Raw genomic sequence first — 17,063 nt, forward strand, 5'->3', positions numbered from 1 at the left:
AAAAGCTAAAAATAATCTATACTCTCTAAAAATTCTAAAACTTGCGCGAATTCAAGATTTATCCTTCGATTCTAAATTTGTGTCGCGCTTCAAACAGTAGAATTTTCTTAACGTTCGCATAGCTTATTCTATTAACGCATTCGTTTCCTATGTCAATTGACAACTCAACGTATAGTCTGTCATTCTGACAAAGGAAGAATCTAAACTTTATTATTGTTTTGGCTAAAGCCAATCTGGATTCTATATTTATTAAACGGGCTAAAGCCCGTTCCTATTGATACAAGCTTTGTGTTTATTCGTGAAAAACATTTGTGTATTTGTGGTTAAAATCAACCTTAATTTAACCAAAAGAAAATGCCTCCCACAAATGTAGAAAGCATTTTCAACCCTAATATTATATAATTAAAACAATTATAAGCTTACTCCGCGTCTCCAGGGAATAAAATCGTTTTGATTCAAAATTGCGGCTTTTGTTTTTATCTCTCCGCTTGCGACTTCGATGATAAATTCTAAAAGCTCTTCTGCCTTTTCGTCGATTGTTTTTTCGCCTGTAATCACATCACCTGTGTTGAAATCGATGATGTCAGGCATTCTTTGTGACAAAGAAGTGTTTGACGAAATTTTCACTACCGGAACAACCGGATTTCCCGTTGGTGTACCCAAACCTGTTGTGAATAAAACCACATTTGAGCCTGAACCAACCAAAGCAGTTGTACATTCCACATCATTTCCGGGAGTACATAACAAGTTTAAGCCCGGTTCTTTGATGTATTCCGTGAAATCAAGAACGTCATTTATCGGTGATGAACCACCTTTTTTAGCGGCTCCGGCAGATTTCATGGCATCGGTTATTAATCCGTCTTTAATATTCCCCGGCGATGGATTCATATCAAAACCTGAGCCTGCAGCAACGACGGATTCTTCAAAATCCTTCATTAACTGTAAAAATCTTTCGGCATCATCTTCATTCACGCAACGGTTCACCAATTCCTGCTCTACTCCACATAATTCCGGGAATTCTGAAAGGATGGTTGCACCTCCGATTCCTGCCATTAAATCTGATAATTGTCCTAAAACCGGATTGGCAGAAATTCCTGAGAAACCATCTGAGCCACCACATTCCAATCCTAAAACAAGTTTTGAAATGGGTGCCGGTTTTCTTTCGATTTCGTTAGCTTTTTTAATGGCTTCGTAAGAATCTTTGATGATTCCGTTCAGCATTTCATCAACCGTTCCTGATTTTTGCTGTTCGTAAACGATGATCGGCTTTTTATTATTCGGACTTATTTTTTGCAATGCATCTGTAAAAATCTGAACCTGTAAATTCTGACAACCCAAGCTCAAAACCGTTGCTCCGGCTACATTCGGATTATTCACATAACCTGCCAATAACCTTCCCAACGCTTCCGCATCCTGACGAATTCCGCCACAGCCGCCCTGGTGCGTGATGAATTTAACTTCAATATTTTTAAAAACTCTTGAATCCTGGTCTTCTTCAACAACAGTTTCTACCTCAGAATTATTGATCAATGATCTTAATAATAATTGATGCTTTGTTGCTTTTTCGAACAATAATTCTTTTTCAAAAACATCTTTTAAAATCTCAACATTTCTATTTTCACAAAAAACCAAAGGGAAAAACAACCAAACATTTTCTGTTCCGACCTGCCCGTCTTCTCTGTGATATCCCATGAAAGTTTTATCCTTCCATTTATCAACATTCGGAGCAGTCCAAGCCGTTGTTTCTGTTTTGCCTTCTACTTTTGCGCTTTGATGCTTAACATTTTCAGTCGTGATAACCTCTCCTTTTTGGATCGGCTGACTCGCTTTTCCCACCAAAACACCGTACATAATGATCTCGTCTCCAATCGCTAGATCTTCTGTCACGAATTTGTGTTTCGCCTTCGTGTCTTTTATAATGTCATACGTAAGATCGCCTAAAGTAACAGTTTCCCCCTGCGTCAGATCAACCAATGCCACTGCTACATTATCTTTGGGATTTACTTTCAGTACTTTCTTTTGCATAATTTTTAAGAATAAAATTGTATAAAGTTATGATATGCAGTTTCGATATCGTTGTGATCAATTTCCCACAATGCTTTTGCTACTGCAGATTTCAAACCGTTAACCTTTGTAAGGTCTGTATCCCAGAAAGTGGTTTCGCTTAACGCCAATTCTGCGACTTTTTCATAATCTTCGTTTGCCCAGATTTCTTTGAATCTGTTTACTATTGCTTCTTCATCATTTATTGGAAGAGATTTTTCACCAAAATTCCCTTGATAGAATCTGATTAAACTTGCCAATGAGAAGGTTAAATTAAGCGGTAATTTATGGTTAATTTCAACATATTTTAACAGACTCGGAAGAATTCTCACTTTAAATTTAGAAACAAAATATAAAGCGATACTTGCCTGATAATGCTTGATAAAAGGATTTCTGAATCTGTCGAAAACTTCTTCAGCAAAATCTTTCAGTTCATTTTCATCTAAACCTAATGTAGGATTTACTTCATTAAAAATCGTTTCATTTAAAAATTTACCTAAAAATTGATTATCGATAGATTCTTTTACCGTTTCTTTTCCTGATAAAATCGCCGGAGCCAACATCAATGTGTGACCACCATTCAAAATTCTCACTTTTCTTAAACGGTACGGCTGAATATCATCCACGACCAAAATCTGCTCGTCAATTTTATCGAAAGGAATTCTTTCTTTTAAATTTGCAGCATTCTGAATCACAAAAAGTAAAAATATTTCCGAAACGACCATCATCTGATCCTCATAATCCAACTGGTCTTCGTACGTTGCCGCATCATCTTTTGGGTAACCCGGAACGATTCTGTCTACCAGTGTATTATGGAAATAGTTATTTTGTTCAATCCATTGCACAAAGTTAGCTTCTAAATTCCAAAGTTGGGCATATTTTAGGATAATTTCTTTTAAAGCCAAAGCATTGTCTTCAATTAATTCACAAGGAATAATTCTCAACCCTTTATCTTCCGCTCCATTGAAATGTTTGAATCTTTCGTGTAATAAAACCGTCAGTTTCGCAGGGAAATTCTTGTGCGGACCAGCATAATCATTTTCTGATTCGTCGTAAGCAATTCCTGTTTCTGTTGTGTTTGAGAAGACAAATTCTAATTCTTCTTCTTTCGCCAACGCTAAGAATTCATTGTAATTTGTATAAGGATTGATTGACTTTTGGATCGCGGAAATCACCTGTTTTGTATCAATGATCTCGCCTTTTTTAATTCCTCTTGAGAAAAGCGTGTATAAATTATCCTGCTCTTCCAGCTTATGAACCGAACCACCTGCTGTAGGCTGAACGTTTACGATTCCTCCATTAAATCCTGCTTCTTTATTTAATTTATCAATTACGTAATCTGTGAATCCTCTCATGAAATTTCCGCCTCCAAACTGTACAATTTTAATGGGAAGTTTTTCCTGAGAACCTGTTAATTCACGATTTAATTTTTGTTTTGTCTGATTTTCCATCTTTCTATTGATGATTTATTTTTAACGCAAAGTCCGCAAAGATTTTTTGCTTGAAATGCCGTTTATTTTTCGTTCGCAAAGGCATTTGACGACGTCGAATCTTCGATTTCACTCAGCTAAGGGCACTACAACACTTGCTTCTTTATCTATTAAACCATTAAGGTTAATTTATTTACTTATCACTTTATATTTTGGAACTAACGATTTCATCACTACCCATGCAATAAGGTAAGCCACTGCACAGATTGAAAAAATAATCATGTACCCTTTGTCGATTCCGTCTGAAATTACGGCTCCTGACTTTTCCAATTGTTCAAAAAACCCTTCCGGTAAACGATCGTTGATGTATTGGGGATATTTTTCCAACAATGGAACTCCATCAATTGTCGTCCAGGCTTTATGAGCATGGTCAAATAGTAAACCAGATGATTTATTGATTAAAAAAGAACCGATACCGCCCGCCATTCCTCCAATTCCCGTGATGGTTGCAATGGCTTTTTTAGGAAACATATCACCGACGGTCGAGAAAATATTAGCCGACCAGGCCTGATGTGCTGCTCCAGCAATTCCGATAATCAAAACCGGAAGCCAATACGTAATGGTGCCCAAAGGTTGTGCTAAAAGTGCTAGCAAAGGGAAAAATGCGAAAATCAACATTGCTTTCATTCTTCCTGAGTAAGCGTTCATTCCTCTTTTTTCAACAAAATATTTTGGAAGCCAGCCTCCGATGATCGACAATAAAGTGATCATATAAAGTACAAATAATGGCAATGCACTTTGTGTGGAATCCATTTTGTAAACCGAACTTAAATAAGCCGGTGTCCAGAATAAAAAGAACCACCAAACGCCGTCTGTCATGAACTTTCCAAAGGCAAAAGCCCAGGTCTGTCTGTAGCTGAAACATTCTCTGAAAGTAAATACCTTTTCCGGAACAGAAGTATCTTCATTGGGAAGATCGTCTTGATCCTGATTAATATAGGTTAATTCATGCTCGTTAACTCTATGATGTAAATGCGGTTTTTTGTAATAAAATACCCAAAGCCCCATCCATAAAAATCCTAAAGCCCCAATAATGATAAACGCCCATTCCCAACCCATTGATTTTGCAATGAAAGGAATCGTAATTGGCGCTGCCAAAGCGCCAACCGTTGCTCCTGCATTCCAGATACTTGTAGAAAATGCTCTGTCTTTTTTAGGGAAATATTCCGCTGTAGTTTTGATCGCCGCAGGGAAATTTCCTGCTTCACCAATAGCCAATACGAAACGTGCAAAAATAAACAATGTTACACTCGTACTAATAATAGCAGAAGCACTTCCCACGGTTCCTATGATTTGCTTAGCTTCATGAAAACCTACAAACCATTTTCCTGTAAGGATTCCTGAAGTTCCGATTCCGCAGAAAGCGTGTAATACCGCCCCAACAGACCAGATTCCGATTGCCCAAAGGAAACCTTTTTTAGTATCCAGCCAATCCACGAATTTTCCGGCGAAAAGCATTCCTACTGCATAAAATATAGAGAATAATGCTGTGATATTTCCATAGTCATTATTATTCCAGTGAAATTCCGGAGCGATAAAGTCTTTCCATGTTAATGACAATACCTGACGATCCAAATAATTAATGGTCGTGGCAATGAACAGCAAGAAGCATATCGTCCATCTGAATTTACTTGGTTTAAGAGACTTAACTGAACTCATATTAATATTCAGAATTTAGTTATTATTTAAAGTCTGAATAATCTCCAGCACTTTTTTTGTTTCATTTTCAATCGTTGCATAATCTTTAGCAAGCATCAATTCTTTGCTTACCAATTTGCTTCCCATTCCCACGGCAGCAACACCGGCTTTAAACCAGCTTTCAATGCTTTCTTTAGTCGTATCAACACCACCCGTAGGCATAAATTTCAGATTCGGGAAAACATCTTTAATGGCACTCATAAATCCCGTTCCTAAAGCGTTTCCGGGAAATAATTTAACGAAAGTTACTCCTGAATTTTCAGCTTCAATAATTTCTGTCGGAGTCATACAACCCGGACTGTACAATAGGTCTTTTGGAATTAAAAATTCTGCAACTTCCGGCACAAAACCCGGACTGATAAAGAAATCGGCGCCTACTTTGTAATATTCTTCAGCTTGCTGTATATTCTTTATGGTTCCGATTCCCAAAAGCATTTCCGGCATTTCGGCATTACGGATTTCTACCATCTTTGTGAAATTACTTAACGCTGCTTCACCGCGGCTAGTATATTCTACAGCACGGATTCCTGCTTTGTAAAGTGATCTCAATATTTCTAACGTTACCGTTTCATCAGCATTATAATATAGAGGCAAAACGCCTTGTTTGATGATGGTATTTGTAACTGATTGAATTTTTGTCATTTTAATTTTTTTATTGAAATTATTTTCAAAAAATAAAATTGTTTTTTTTTAATCTTTAATAGGATTGCATCCTATTCTGTTTTAAGTCGTCCCTTCGGGACTCCCTCAGGAATTCAGATAATTAGAATTTTTATCTTTTTATTCTTCCGCCCGAATCTCCGTTCATCACTTCCAGAATATCTTCTGCACTGCAGTAATTGATATCTCCAGGAACCGTATGTTTTATGGCGCAGGCTGCATTGGCAAATTTCAATGCTTTTTCGTCATCAAAATTGATTAAACCATAAATCAGACCTGCTGCAAAAGCATCGCCTGTTCCGATTCTGTCGACTACAGGATTTACTTCCAAAAGCTCGGTTTCAAAATAATTTCTATCAACCAAAGCTCTTCCCTGTGTCTGCTGTGAACTTGCTGTAACGCCAATTCTTATCTTGTCAAAAATTTTATGAATAGAAGGAACTTGTTTTTTCAATTCTTCACAAGCTTCAATGAAACCTTGTTGGTCTGATGGAAACTGAGTTCCAAGAATTTCATTAATTTCATTCACTCCACCGATGAAAATCGTTGAGTAAGAAACCAATTCTTTTAAAACTTCGTTTCCGTTTTTGCCGTATTTCCAAAGGTTTGAACGGTAAGCCGGGTCTGAAGTCACTTCAATTCCCAGTTCACGGGCTGTTTGTAAACCTTCTTTCAAACTTTCATAAGCCGATTCGGAAATTCCGGGGCTGATTCCTGTCCAGTGGAAATATTTGCAGTCTTCAAGAGCTTTTTTCCAGTCGATTTGTTCAGGTTTAATGTTGGCGAAAGAACCGTTCAATCTGTTGTAAGCGATTCTGCTGGCACGAACTGATGAACCAACTTCCAAAAAGTACAACCCTAAAGGATGTTCATTTTTGTTGATAAAAGTTGTATCGATTCCAAAACTTTTAATGAAAGAAACCGCCGATTCACCTACGAAATCATCAGAAACACTGCTGATATGTCTTACGTCACAACCCATTGTTGCCAATGAAGATGCTACATTAAGCTCTGTACCGCCGAAAAAAAATTCCATTTCGTGGCTTTGCTTCATTGTTCTGTTTCCGGGTGGCGAAAGTCGCATGATGATTTCTCCGAAAGTGACTATTTTGCTGCTCATTTTTTGTTTAATAGACTTGTTCTATTTTTAATTTGATATTTTTTATTGAAATTAAGACATAAACACTTCGACAAGCTCAGTGTGACAATCCTAATACTAACTGTAAGTTTCAACGCTGTCATGCTGAGCTTGTCGAAGCATTTCGCAATTTCAACTTTTAATTATTTAAAAATCAAAATAATTTTTAGCATTATGATAACAAATATCTGAAATTGTTTTGCCAATCAGCTCGATATCGTCAGGTAATTCACCATTTTTCATTTCTTCACCGAAAAGATTACACAATACTCTTCTGAAATATTCGTGTCTAGGGTAAGAAAGGAAGCTTCTGGAATCCGTTAACATTCCAACGAAACAGCTGATCAATCCCATGTTTGAAAGGGCATTCATCTGCTTGATCATTCCGTCTTTCTGATCAAGGAACCACCATCCTGAACCGAACTGTACTTTTCCTTTGATACTGCCGTCGTTGAAATTTCCGATCATTGTCGCAAAAATCTCGTTGTCGGCAGGATTTAAATTATATAAAATGGTCTTTGTTAATTTGTCTTTTCCGTCTAAAGTGTTTAATAATTTAGACAAAGTTTCAGCCTGAACGAAGTCACCGATAGAATCCCAACCCGTATCCGGACCAAGAATTCTGTGCATTCTTTCGTTATTATTTCTCAATGCTCCCAAGTGGAACTGCTGAACCCATCCAAATTTGTGATAAGCCTCGCCTAAAAATAATAAAATGGCTGTTTTGAATTGATTTACCTGCTTTTCAGCAATCACTTTTCCTGAGATTTTATCATTGAAAATTGTGCTTACTTCCGCTTCTGTAAATTCTTCGAAAGAAATATTATTCAATCCGTGGTCGCACAATCTGCATCCGTTTTCGTGGAAATATTCAATTCTTTTGATTAAAGCATCACATAAGGTCTGGTAAGAATTAATTTCAATTCCAGCCGATTCGCCTAGTTTTGAAATATAATCTGCGAAGTTGTGATTTTCAATCAAAATCGCTTTATCAGGACGGAAAGCGGTGCTTACTTTAATGCTGAAATCGCTTTTCGCCAAATCCTGATGATAATTTAATACATCTGTAGGATCTTCCGTTGTGCACAGAGATTCTACGTTCATCATTTTTAATAAACCTCTTGTCGATTTTTCAGGAGTCTGAAGCTGAGCGGTGATGTTTTCGTAAATTTCTGATGCATTATTTTCGTTTAACAATTCATCGATTCCGAAATATCTTTTTAATTCTAAATGCGTCCAGTGATACAGAGGATTTCTCAATGTATAAGGAACCGTTTTTGCCCAGGCTTCAAATTTTTCTTTGTCTGAAGCATCTCCCGTGATGAATTTTTCGTTCACGCCTAAGGTACGCATCGCTCTCCATTTGTAATGGTCGCCTGCAATCCAAACCTTTGAGATATTTTCGAAAACGGTATCTTCTGCGATATCTTTAGGTATCAAATGATTATGATAATCAATGATCGGTTGCTTTTCTGCATACTTGAAGTATAATTCTTCAGCGTATTTATTTTGTAATAAAAATTGATCTGTAATAAAAGGTTTCATTCTAATCTAATTCTGTTGTTACTCATTAGCCGGTTTCCCGATCGTCGCCAAAATTCCTCCATCCACGTAAATAATTTGTCCGTTGATGAATCTGCTTGCGTCCGAAGCAAGGAAAATAGCCGTTCCGGCAAGATCTTCGGGGTTCCCCCATCTTCCTTCCGGAGTTCTGCTAATGATAAAATCGTTAAAAGGATGTCCATCCACTCGGATTGGTTCTGTCTGAGAAGTCGCAAAATATCCAGGACCGATTCCGTTCACCTGAATATTGTGTTTTGCCCATTCCGTCGCCAGATTTTTGGTAAGCATTTTCAGGCCGCCTTTTGCAGAAGCATACGCCACTACATTGTCACGTCCCAGCTCACTCATCATCGAGCAGATGTTAATGATCTTTCCGGATTTTCTTTTAATCATATGTTTGCCTACTAATTTCGACATGATAAAAGGTCCTGTAAGATCTACATCGATTACTTTTCTAAAGTCTTCCACTTCCATATCAATCGCCGGAACACGTTTTATGATTCCTGCGTTGTTGACAAGGATGTCTATTTTTCCATGGGTAGCTTCCATAAGCGCTACTTTCTGAGCGGCTTCCAGCTCGTCCGTCACATCAAAAAGATAACCGGTTGCTTTGTATCCTTTAGAATGATAATAATTTAAAGCTTCCTCTAATTTTGACGGAGTTGTGCTTGTGATTGCCAGTTCAGCGCCTGCCTGGGCAAGACCTTCTGCCATTGCCATTCCTAATCCGTGAGTACCGCCTGTAACGACTGCCACCTTGCCGGATAAATCAAATAAATTCATTAGAAAAATTACTTTAGTTCGTTAGTTTTGATACCGTCCATATCGCCGTAGTCCATATTTTCCCCGGCCATACCCCAGATAAAAGTATAATTGGAAGTTCCGACTCCTGAGTGGATAGACCATTCCGGAGATAATACCGCATCATGGCTTTTCATAAAAATATGACGCGTCTCATTGGGTTGTCCCATGAAGTGACTTACCGTTTGCCCATCTTCCAAATCGAAATAGAAATAAGCTTCCATTCTTCTGGTGTGAGTATGCGCAGGCATTGTGTTCCAGACACTTCCCGGTTGAAGTTCTGTCATTCCCATTTGTAATTGACAGGTTTCGAGAACAGAATTTACAATCAGCTTGTTGATCGTACGCTTATTGGCGTATTTTTCTTCGCCTAATTCTACAATTTCGGCTTCGTTTTTCGTGATTTTTTTTGTCGGATAAGTGTGATGCGCCGGAGCCGAGTTGATATAAAAATAAGGTTGTGCATCACCAGATTTCTCAAAAACTACTTCTTTTGCCCCTTTACCTATATATAGAGCCTCTTTGTTGGCAAGCTCATATACTTCGCCATCTACCGTTACTTTTCCGGCACCGCCTACGTTGATGATTCCCAATTCTCTTCTGTCAAGAAAATGCTGAGCCTTCAAATCGTCTGTAGGTTCCAGCTTCAAGGCCTGTGTTGAAGGCATGATCCCTCCTACAATCAGCCTGTCGTACATAGAATAGACTAATTTTATCTTATCTTCATTAAATAAATCATTGATTAGAAACTCCCTCCTAAGATCTTCTGTTGAGTACTTTTTTACATCTTCAGGATGATGGGCGTAACGAAATTCTGATTGTGTCATACTACTTGATTTTTATACTTTTTCTTTTTGCGGTTTTATCAAAACCATTAAACAAAGCGTAATCGATTGCATAAAATTACACTAAAATTTGATAGAAATACTTATGGGATAAATATATAATTATTCTTTTATTAGTTAACAAAAAATTAATTTTAATTTATAGTAAATTGATTTTCAATAATATAAAAATTAAAAATTGAATTAATAAACCTAAATTTTAAAGAAAACAGCAGATTTGATTTAACCAAAATTTAATCTCATCTTTCAATTTGGAATAAAATCATGCCAAATAAAACCGCAAAAACAAGAATGCAAATTTAATAACAATAACCTAAATTCTATTCATATATTATATAGATTAAGTTTAAATACTATTAACTAAGAAATTTGGTTAAAAATAATAACCTGAAAATATGACAAAAATCAGGAAACTTATTAAAATTTGCCTTCTGAGTATAAAATTTGGGAAAAACTGATTGTCAAAATTGTTCAAATTTTAACTAAATTTTAAGTTTTCGACCGATAATCAGCTGTAAATTTTTATTTTTTTGAATTTATTTATGAATAATTAAAATTTTATTAAATAATTGATTATTAAATATTTAAACATAATTTTCAAAATCACATTCTGTGAATTTTAACAATTTGAGCACACAAATTAATGAAAAAATAATATTTTTTTCTTTGCGTAATGAAAAATAATATTAGTTTAGAAGCCAAGAATATAATATTGTGAAAATTTACGCAATCGATTGCACTCATTAAAGCGTAAAGTTTCACAGATTATTATACCACTAAAATTAGAAATACTTAAAAAAAATCCACAAAAAACAATGAATTGAGAAACTTTTCAAAACAATTAAAACTATAAGGATACAAAATGGATAAAAAAGTACAATCAGTAAAGTGGTTATATTTAACTGTCTTTCTACTTCCTGTCCTTGCAATGGCCCAAGAAAAAGAAACAAGAAAGGAAAAAGAAACTAAAATCGATGAAGTGGTTTTGGTAGGATATTCCAAGGTTTCTAAAAAAGATGTGACCAATGCAGTAGGCTCGGTAAAAGCCGACGAGGTAAAGGATATGCCTGTAAATAGTGCCGCGGAAGCCATTCAGGGAAGAGTTGCCGGGGTTCAGATCATGGCAAGCGAAGGCTCTCCCGGAGCAGAAGTTGAAATTAAAGTAAGAGGCGGGACTTCGATCACACAAAGTAACGCTCCTCTGTATATTGTGGACGGAATCCAGATGGATAATGCACTATCCATCATTTCTCCCAAAGAAATTGAATCTATCGAGGTATTGAAAGATGCCGCTTCAACTTCTATCTACGGATCAAGAGGGGCAAACGGTGTTGTTTTGATCACAACGAGGGGCGGCCGTAAAAAGGTAGGAACAACCATTAACTATAACGGCTACACCGGTGTAAGAAAAATCACGAACACACTTCCTGTTCTGGATCCTTACGAATTTGTAATGTATCAGTACGAGCTTTACAATAAAAATGGCGTGGCTGAAGATATTACAACCTTTGCAACAAGATACGGCAACTATAATGATCTTGCCAATAAATATCAGAACATTAAAAAAAGAGACTGGCAGGATGAGCTTTTTGGAAAAGAAGCCTTCAACTTCACCCATAATCTGAGTTTAACGGGAGGTTCCGACAAATCTGCTTTCGCATTGACATTAAATCATGTGGAAGAAGACGGAATCATGCTGAATTCCGGGTTCAGAAGAAGTATGGCCAACTTTAAATATGATTATGATATTTCTAAAAAATTAAAAGTCGGTTTCAACGCAAGATACAGCCGTCAGCTGATTTCCGGAGCAGGAACTTCTGCAACAGGCTCTCAGGGAACAAACAGACTGAGAAATGCAGTGAGATATCAGCCTTTTGAAGGAGGCAGCAATGTGCCGGTTGATGATTTTGACCCGAACTACGCAACGCTGACCAATCTTGTAAACCCTTTAATTTTAAATGACAATGAGGTAAAAGATGCCAGAACCAACGATTTATTATTAAATGGATACATTAACTATAACATTACGAAGGATTTAACTTTCAGAAGTGTGATCGGTTATGTACAAAAGGATAATTCCGTCAATCAGTTTTGGGGAACGGTAACCAGTGACGCGAGAGCCAACAACAACCAGCCGATTGTACAATTAACAAGAAGCCAAACAAGAAGAATCACCAATACCAATACTTTAAATTATACCAAAAAATTTGGAAATCATAAAGTAGATTTCTTATTAGGTGAGGAAACAGTACAAACGGATGGCGAAACGTCCAGCACATACACAAAATGGCTTCCGAGCTCTATCATGCCGAATGAAGCTTTTTCAAATATCCAGTCTGCAATTCCACCTTCAGGAATGATTCAGGATGCCCCGAAAACTGCGGCTTTACCACCGGACAGATTATTGTCTTTCTTTGCCCGAGCAAATTACATTTACGACAACAAATATATTGTCACGGCTTCCATGAGAGCAGATGCGTCGAATGTTTTCGGACCTGGAAACAGATGGGGAACTTTCCCGGCGGTTTCGGTAGCATGGAAACTTAAGGAAGAAAATTTCCTTAAAAATAAAGAATGGCTGGATGAATTAAAGCTGCGTTTTGGATATGGTCTTGCAGGAAACAACAGAATTCCGGCGTACCTTTATGACACATTCTTTACAACATCTACCGATTACGGATATACATTCGGAAGCGGTGTAACGCCGGGAGCAACAACAGGAAACACTTTGGCAAACAAAAATGTGACCTGGGAAGCCACGGTTTCTAAAAACTTAGGTCTTGATTTCGGATTTTTCAACGGAAGATTATACGGAAGCATCGACGGATACATTACCGATACAAAAGATTTGTTGATCTTAGCTAAAATCCCTCAGACTTCAGGATACGAATATCAGTACCAGAATTCAGGGAAAACCCAGAATAAAGGTCTGGAATTTACTTTAGGCGGAATTATCGTAAATAAAGAAAATTTCACATGGAAAACAGACTTCAATATTTCTACCAATAAAAATATTATTAAAAGCTTAGGAGCCAACGTTTCCGGAGGTAATGATTACTATCTTGTCGCATCAGGATGGGTAAACAATCTGTATGATTTCATTGCTAAAGTCGGAAATCCGGTAGGAACTTACTACGGCTATGTAACAGAAGGAAGATATGAAATCAATGATTTTGATTTTAACCCGACAACACAGGCATATACTTTAAAAACAGGAGTTCCGAGCAGCAGCGCTGTTGCCAACGGTTCTAAGCCCATTCAGCCGGGAGATCTTAAATTAAGAGATTTAAATGGTGACGGACAGATCACAACAGCCGACCAGACGGAACTGGGAAGTGCTCAGCCAAAATTCTACGGAGGGTTCAACCAGACGTTCAGATACAGAAACTGGGATATGAGCTTATTCTTCAATTTCTCTGTCGGAAATAAAGTTTATAATGCCAATAAAATCGAGTTCACCACTCAATATTTATACAGAGATAACAACATGGCTGCAGAAGTTGCAGACAGATGGAAGTGGTTTGATAATAACGGGGTAAAAGTGACAGATCCTACTGCGCTGGCTGCTTTGAACGCCAACACAACAATGTGGACGCCGCCACAGGGAAGCTATATTCTGCATTCTTATGCGATTGAAGACGGATCCTTCTTACGATTGAATAACGTAACCATCGGATACACGCTGCCAAAAGGCTCCTTGGAAATGCTGGGCATTAAAAATTTCAGATTGTATGCTACCGTGAACAATTTATTCACCATTACAGGCTACAAAGGATATGATCCTGAGGCAAGTACCAGAAAAAATCCTTTGACTCCGGGAGTTGATTATGCTGCGTATCCAAGAAGCAGATTTATTTTAACAGGTGTTGATCTAACCTTTTAATTGAACGAACATGAAAAAAACAATAATTATTTTAAGCTGCATCCTTTCGCTGACCACCCTAAATTCATGCAGCGATTATCTGGAGCCTGAAAACTATTCAAGTGTTTCAGAAGCACAGCAATTTGACAGTGTATCAGATACATTTACGGCTTTGGTTGGGGTTTACAGCCAATTGGCAGGCGATGATGGATACGGACAAAGATTAGCATTAATTTATCCTCACTCAAGCGACGATTTCAGAACTTCGGGAGATTATAACTGTAACGACAGAAGAGGAATCTCAACTTTCGGATCTTGTCCCACCAATACAGAATTAAACAAACCTTTCTTAAAATTATATTCAGGAATAGAAAGAGCGAATCTCTGCATTAAAAACATTCCGCTTTCTCCGGTGTATCAATCCGGTTCTGATGCCGACAAAAAATTAATGGACCGCTATCTTGGTGAAGCTTTAACCTTAAGAGCGCAATTTTATTATGAATTAATCAGAAACTGGGGCGATGTTCCTTTTCAGGACAAGCCTTCTGCAGATTATGACAACCTTTATTTAGCAAAAACAGACAGAGACGTTATTTACGAAAAAATGATTGCCGATCTTGCGCAGGCGGCTACTTTAGTTCCTTGGAGATCTGAAGGAAACACCCCAAACGCAAGAATTTCCAAAGGTTTTGTTAAAGGTTTAAGAGCCAGAATCGCATTGGCGAGAGCAGGATATTCTCTAAGAAGAAATCCTCAGCAGATGGTTCAGGGAACAAATCCTCAAACATACTATCAAATCGCTCTTGATGAATGTAAAGACATCATGAATCACACCGGTGAGCATAGCTTAAATCCAAGCTACGAAGCCGTCTTCAAAGCGCTGCACACCAATTCTCAAGATGCTACCAACGAAATTATTTTCTGCGTCGGGGCTTTCGGAGGTAATGCAAGAACAGACAGTAAAATCGGTTACTACAACGGATTAAAGCATGATGACAATTCCAACTGGAAAGGTGGCGGCGGTATCAACGCGCTTCCAACTTACTTCTACGAATTCACAAAATATGACCTGAGAAGAGACATGAACGTAGGAATTTTCAAAGTAAACAATACCAACCAGGCAGAATTGGTAACGGCGATTTCTTTTACAGATTCTAAATACAGAAAATCTTGGACGAATATCACTGGTCCTTCTCAAAATCTTGCCGTTGACTGGCCTTTGCTGCGTTTTTCAGATGTTTTATTAATGTTTGCCGAAGCAGATAACGAGATTCACGGAGCGCCTTCTACAGAAGCAATCAACGCAGTAAAAGCGGTAAGAAACAGAGCTTACACAGGAAATTTAGACCAGGTGGGAACAATTCCTACGGATAAAGTTGGGTTCTTCAATTATGTTGTTCAGGAAAGGTTACTGGAATTAGGTTCTGAAGGAATCAGAAAATATGATCTGATCCGTTGGAATTTATTAGCTTCCAAAATCACGGAAACAAGACAGAAATTAACTGATTTCATGAATGGAACCGGAGCTTATGCGAACGTACCCTTAAACCTTTATTTCAAAAAATCAGTGTACGATCCTACAAAATCTGCGCAGCAAAATATCAACGATATTGATATTTATTACACCGGTACAGACAAGTCTCAGGTATTTTATATGCCGGCACAGACCACAACGCCGACCGGTTATACAAAAATTGCATGGAGAGCTGCCGTTTTGCCGACCTACATCAGTGATCCAGTGAAAGGTTTTGCACAATATTTTCAACCTAACAAGAGAGAATTATTGCCAATTTACAGTGACATTATTCAATCAAATTACAATCTTACACAGGATTACGGTTATTAGATAAAAAATTTCACATTCATATCAAAGAAATACAGGCTTCCTCCCACAAAGAGAAGTCTGTATTTTAACTAAAAAATTTTCAATGAAAACTTCAACTTTTATTAAAAATTTAAAATCATATTCAATCTTTTCAATCATCTTGTTAAGTCTTCTTTCTTTCAAAGCCAATGATAAAACAATCGTGGTTTCGAAAGACGGAAAAGGCAACTTCACGACAGTACAACAAGCCATTGATGCCGTTGAAAATGGTTCTTCGACGAGAACAAAAATTTTAATTAAAGCCGGACTTTACAAAGAAAAAATTACTATTCCAGATGTAAAAGGATCGATTTTGCTGGAAGGGGAAAATCCTGAAAATACAATCATCACCTATAACGATTTTGCATCAAAAAAGAATTTGGAAGGAAAAGATATTGGAACAACAGGCTCTTCAACGATTTTTATTCACTCAAATGATTTTACGGCGAAAAATATTTCATTTGAAAACAGTTCAGGAAAAGTCGGACAAGCCGTTGCTGTTTTAACTTCAGGCGACAGAATCGCTTTTGAAAACTGCCGGTTTTTGGGAAATCAGGACACGCTGTATTTAAAAGGTGTTCAGGATTCACCCGACAAAACAAAATCTTCAAGAAACTACTTTAAAAACTGCTACATCGAAGGCACAACCGATTATATTTTCGGAGCCGGAACCGCCGTTTTTGAAGACTGTACCATTTATTCCAAAGAAACGGCAAGTTATGTGACGGCCGCCTCTACTCCACAGGAAAGCGAGTTCGGATTTGTTTTTATCAACTCTAAAATTATCGGAAATGCTACAGAAAATTCCGTCTATTTAGGAAGACCGTGGAGACCTTTTGCAAAAACCGTTTATATCGATTGTGAAATCAATTCCACCATAAAACCTGAAGGTTGGCATAATTGGAGTAAACCTGATGCAGAACAAACAACGTTCTATGCAGAATTTAATTCCAAAGGAACAGGAGCAAATGCTTCAAAAAGAGTTTCCTGGTCACATCAATTATCCAAAGAAGAAAGAAAAAAATACACTACAGACAATATTTTAAAAGGAAAAGACAACTGGAATCCGAAAAAAAGTTTAAAATAATTTTTAAAATTA

Annotated in this window: 11 protein-coding genes; 3 read left to right on the top strand and 8 right to left on the bottom strand. The window is 37.3% G+C overall.

Annotated features, from left to right (window positions below):
• Nucleotides 1-411: 411 nt before the first annotated feature.
• From BLT04_RS04165 to kduI, 8 genes are all read right to left on the bottom strand, one after another.
• The gene (locus BLT04_RS04165; protein ID WP_089753939.1) at nucleotides 412-2,025 is read right to left on the bottom strand and encodes a UxaA family hydrolase; all 1,614 of its coding nucleotides are present in this window, start codon (nucleotides 2,023-2,025) and stop codon (nucleotides 412-414) included.
• A 5-nt stretch (nucleotides 2,026-2,030) separates the two neighbouring features.
• Nucleotides 2,031-3,494: a tagaturonate reductase gene (locus BLT04_RS04170; RefSeq protein WP_089753941.1), complete on the bottom strand. Its 1,464-nt coding sequence runs from the start codon at nucleotides 3,492-3,494 to the stop codon at nucleotides 2,031-2,033.
• A 168-nt stretch (nucleotides 3,495-3,662) separates the two neighbouring features.
• Nucleotides 3,663-5,192: an MFS transporter gene (locus BLT04_RS04175; RefSeq protein WP_089753943.1), complete on the bottom strand. Its 1,530-nt coding sequence runs from the start codon at nucleotides 5,190-5,192 to the stop codon at nucleotides 3,663-3,665.
• A 15-nt stretch (nucleotides 5,193-5,207) separates the two neighbouring features.
• Nucleotides 5,208-5,873 (bottom strand): beta/alpha barrel domain-containing protein, encoded by a 666-nt coding sequence (locus BLT04_RS04180; protein WP_089753944.1) that lies wholly within the window; start codon nucleotides 5,871-5,873, stop codon nucleotides 5,208-5,210.
• A 130-nt stretch (nucleotides 5,874-6,003) separates the two neighbouring features.
• On the bottom strand, nucleotides 6,004-7,011 hold the full coding sequence (locus BLT04_RS04185) for a sugar kinase (protein ID WP_089753947.1): 1,008 nt from the start codon (nucleotides 7,009-7,011) through the stop codon (nucleotides 6,004-6,006).
• Between the two features lie 165 nt (nucleotides 7,012-7,176).
• A complete protein-coding gene (gene uxaC / locus BLT04_RS04190; protein ID WP_089753949.1) occupies nucleotides 7,177-8,574 on the bottom strand; it encodes a glucuronate isomerase in 1,398 nt (465 codons plus the stop codon).
• Between the two features lie 18 nt (nucleotides 8,575-8,592).
• Nucleotides 8,593-9,375 (bottom strand): gluconate 5-dehydrogenase, encoded by a 783-nt coding sequence (locus BLT04_RS04195; RefSeq protein ID WP_089753951.1) that lies wholly within the window; start codon nucleotides 9,373-9,375, stop codon nucleotides 8,593-8,595.
• Between the two features lie 8 nt (nucleotides 9,376-9,383).
• Nucleotides 9,384-10,220: a 5-dehydro-4-deoxy-D-glucuronate isomerase gene (kduI, locus tag BLT04_RS04200; RefSeq protein WP_089753953.1), complete on the bottom strand. Its 837-nt coding sequence runs from the start codon at nucleotides 10,218-10,220 to the stop codon at nucleotides 9,384-9,386.
• Between the two features lie 880 nt (nucleotides 10,221-11,100).
• Between kduI and BLT04_RS04205 the strand changes: the two genes are divergently transcribed.
• From BLT04_RS04205 to BLT04_RS04215, 3 genes are all read left to right on the top strand, one after another.
• A complete protein-coding gene (locus BLT04_RS04205; RefSeq protein ID WP_089753955.1) occupies nucleotides 11,101-14,121 on the top strand; it encodes a SusC/RagA family TonB-linked outer membrane protein in 3,021 nt (1,006 codons plus the stop codon).
• Nucleotides 14,122-14,131: 10 nt separating this feature from the next.
• A complete protein-coding gene (locus tag BLT04_RS04210; protein ID WP_089753957.1) occupies nucleotides 14,132-15,946 on the top strand; it encodes a RagB/SusD family nutrient uptake outer membrane protein in 1,815 nt (604 codons plus the stop codon).
• An 82-nt stretch (nucleotides 15,947-16,028) separates the two neighbouring features.
• Nucleotides 16,029-17,051 carry a pectinesterase family protein gene (locus tag BLT04_RS04215; RefSeq protein WP_089753959.1) on the top strand — a complete coding sequence of 341 codons (1,023 nt, stop codon included), beginning with the start codon at nucleotides 16,029-16,031 and terminating at the stop codon, nucleotides 17,049-17,051.
• Nucleotides 17,052-17,063: the final 12 nt, after the last annotated feature.

The organism is Chryseobacterium soldanellicola (assembly GCF_900100115.1).
Taxonomy (GTDB): domain Bacteria; phylum Bacteroidota; class Bacteroidia; order Flavobacteriales; family Weeksellaceae; genus Chryseobacterium; species Chryseobacterium soldanellicola.

Bases quoted from the DNA above. Each gene is read 5' to 3' on its own strand.
- BLT04_RS04165 (WP_089753939.1), bottom strand. From the start codon at position 2,025: ATGCAAAAGAAAGTACTGAAAGTAAATCCCAAAGATAATGTAGCAGTG.
- BLT04_RS04170 (WP_089753941.1), bottom strand. From the start codon at position 3,494: ATGGAAAATCAGACAAAACAAAAATTAAATCGTGAATTAACAGGTTCT.
- BLT04_RS04175 (WP_089753943.1), bottom strand. From the start codon at position 5,192: ATGAGTTCAGTTAAGTCTCTTAAACCAAGTAAATTCAGATGGACGATA.
- BLT04_RS04180 (WP_089753944.1), bottom strand. From the start codon at position 5,873: ATGACAAAAATTCAATCAGTTACAAATACCATCATCAAACAAGGCGTT.
- BLT04_RS04185 (WP_089753947.1), bottom strand. From the start codon at position 7,011: ATGAGCAGCAAAATAGTCACTTTCGGAGAAATCATCATGCGACTTTCG.
- uxaC (WP_089753949.1), bottom strand. From the start codon at position 8,574: ATGAAACCTTTTATTACAGATCAATTTTTATTACAAAATAAATACGCT.
- BLT04_RS04195 (WP_089753951.1), bottom strand. From the start codon at position 9,375: ATGAATTTATTTGATTTATCCGGCAAGGTGGCAGTCGTTACAGGCGGT.
- kduI (WP_089753953.1), bottom strand. From the start codon at position 10,220: ATGACACAATCAGAATTTCGTTACGCCCATCATCCTGAAGATGTAAAA.
- BLT04_RS04205 (WP_089753955.1), top strand. From the start codon at position 11,101: ATGGATAAAAAAGTACAATCAGTAAAGTGGTTATATTTAACTGTCTTT.
- BLT04_RS04210 (WP_089753957.1), top strand. From the start codon at position 14,132: ATGAAAAAAACAATAATTATTTTAAGCTGCATCCTTTCGCTGACCACC.
- BLT04_RS04215 (WP_089753959.1), top strand. From the start codon at position 16,029: ATGAAAACTTCAACTTTTATTAAAAATTTAAAATCATATTCAATCTTT.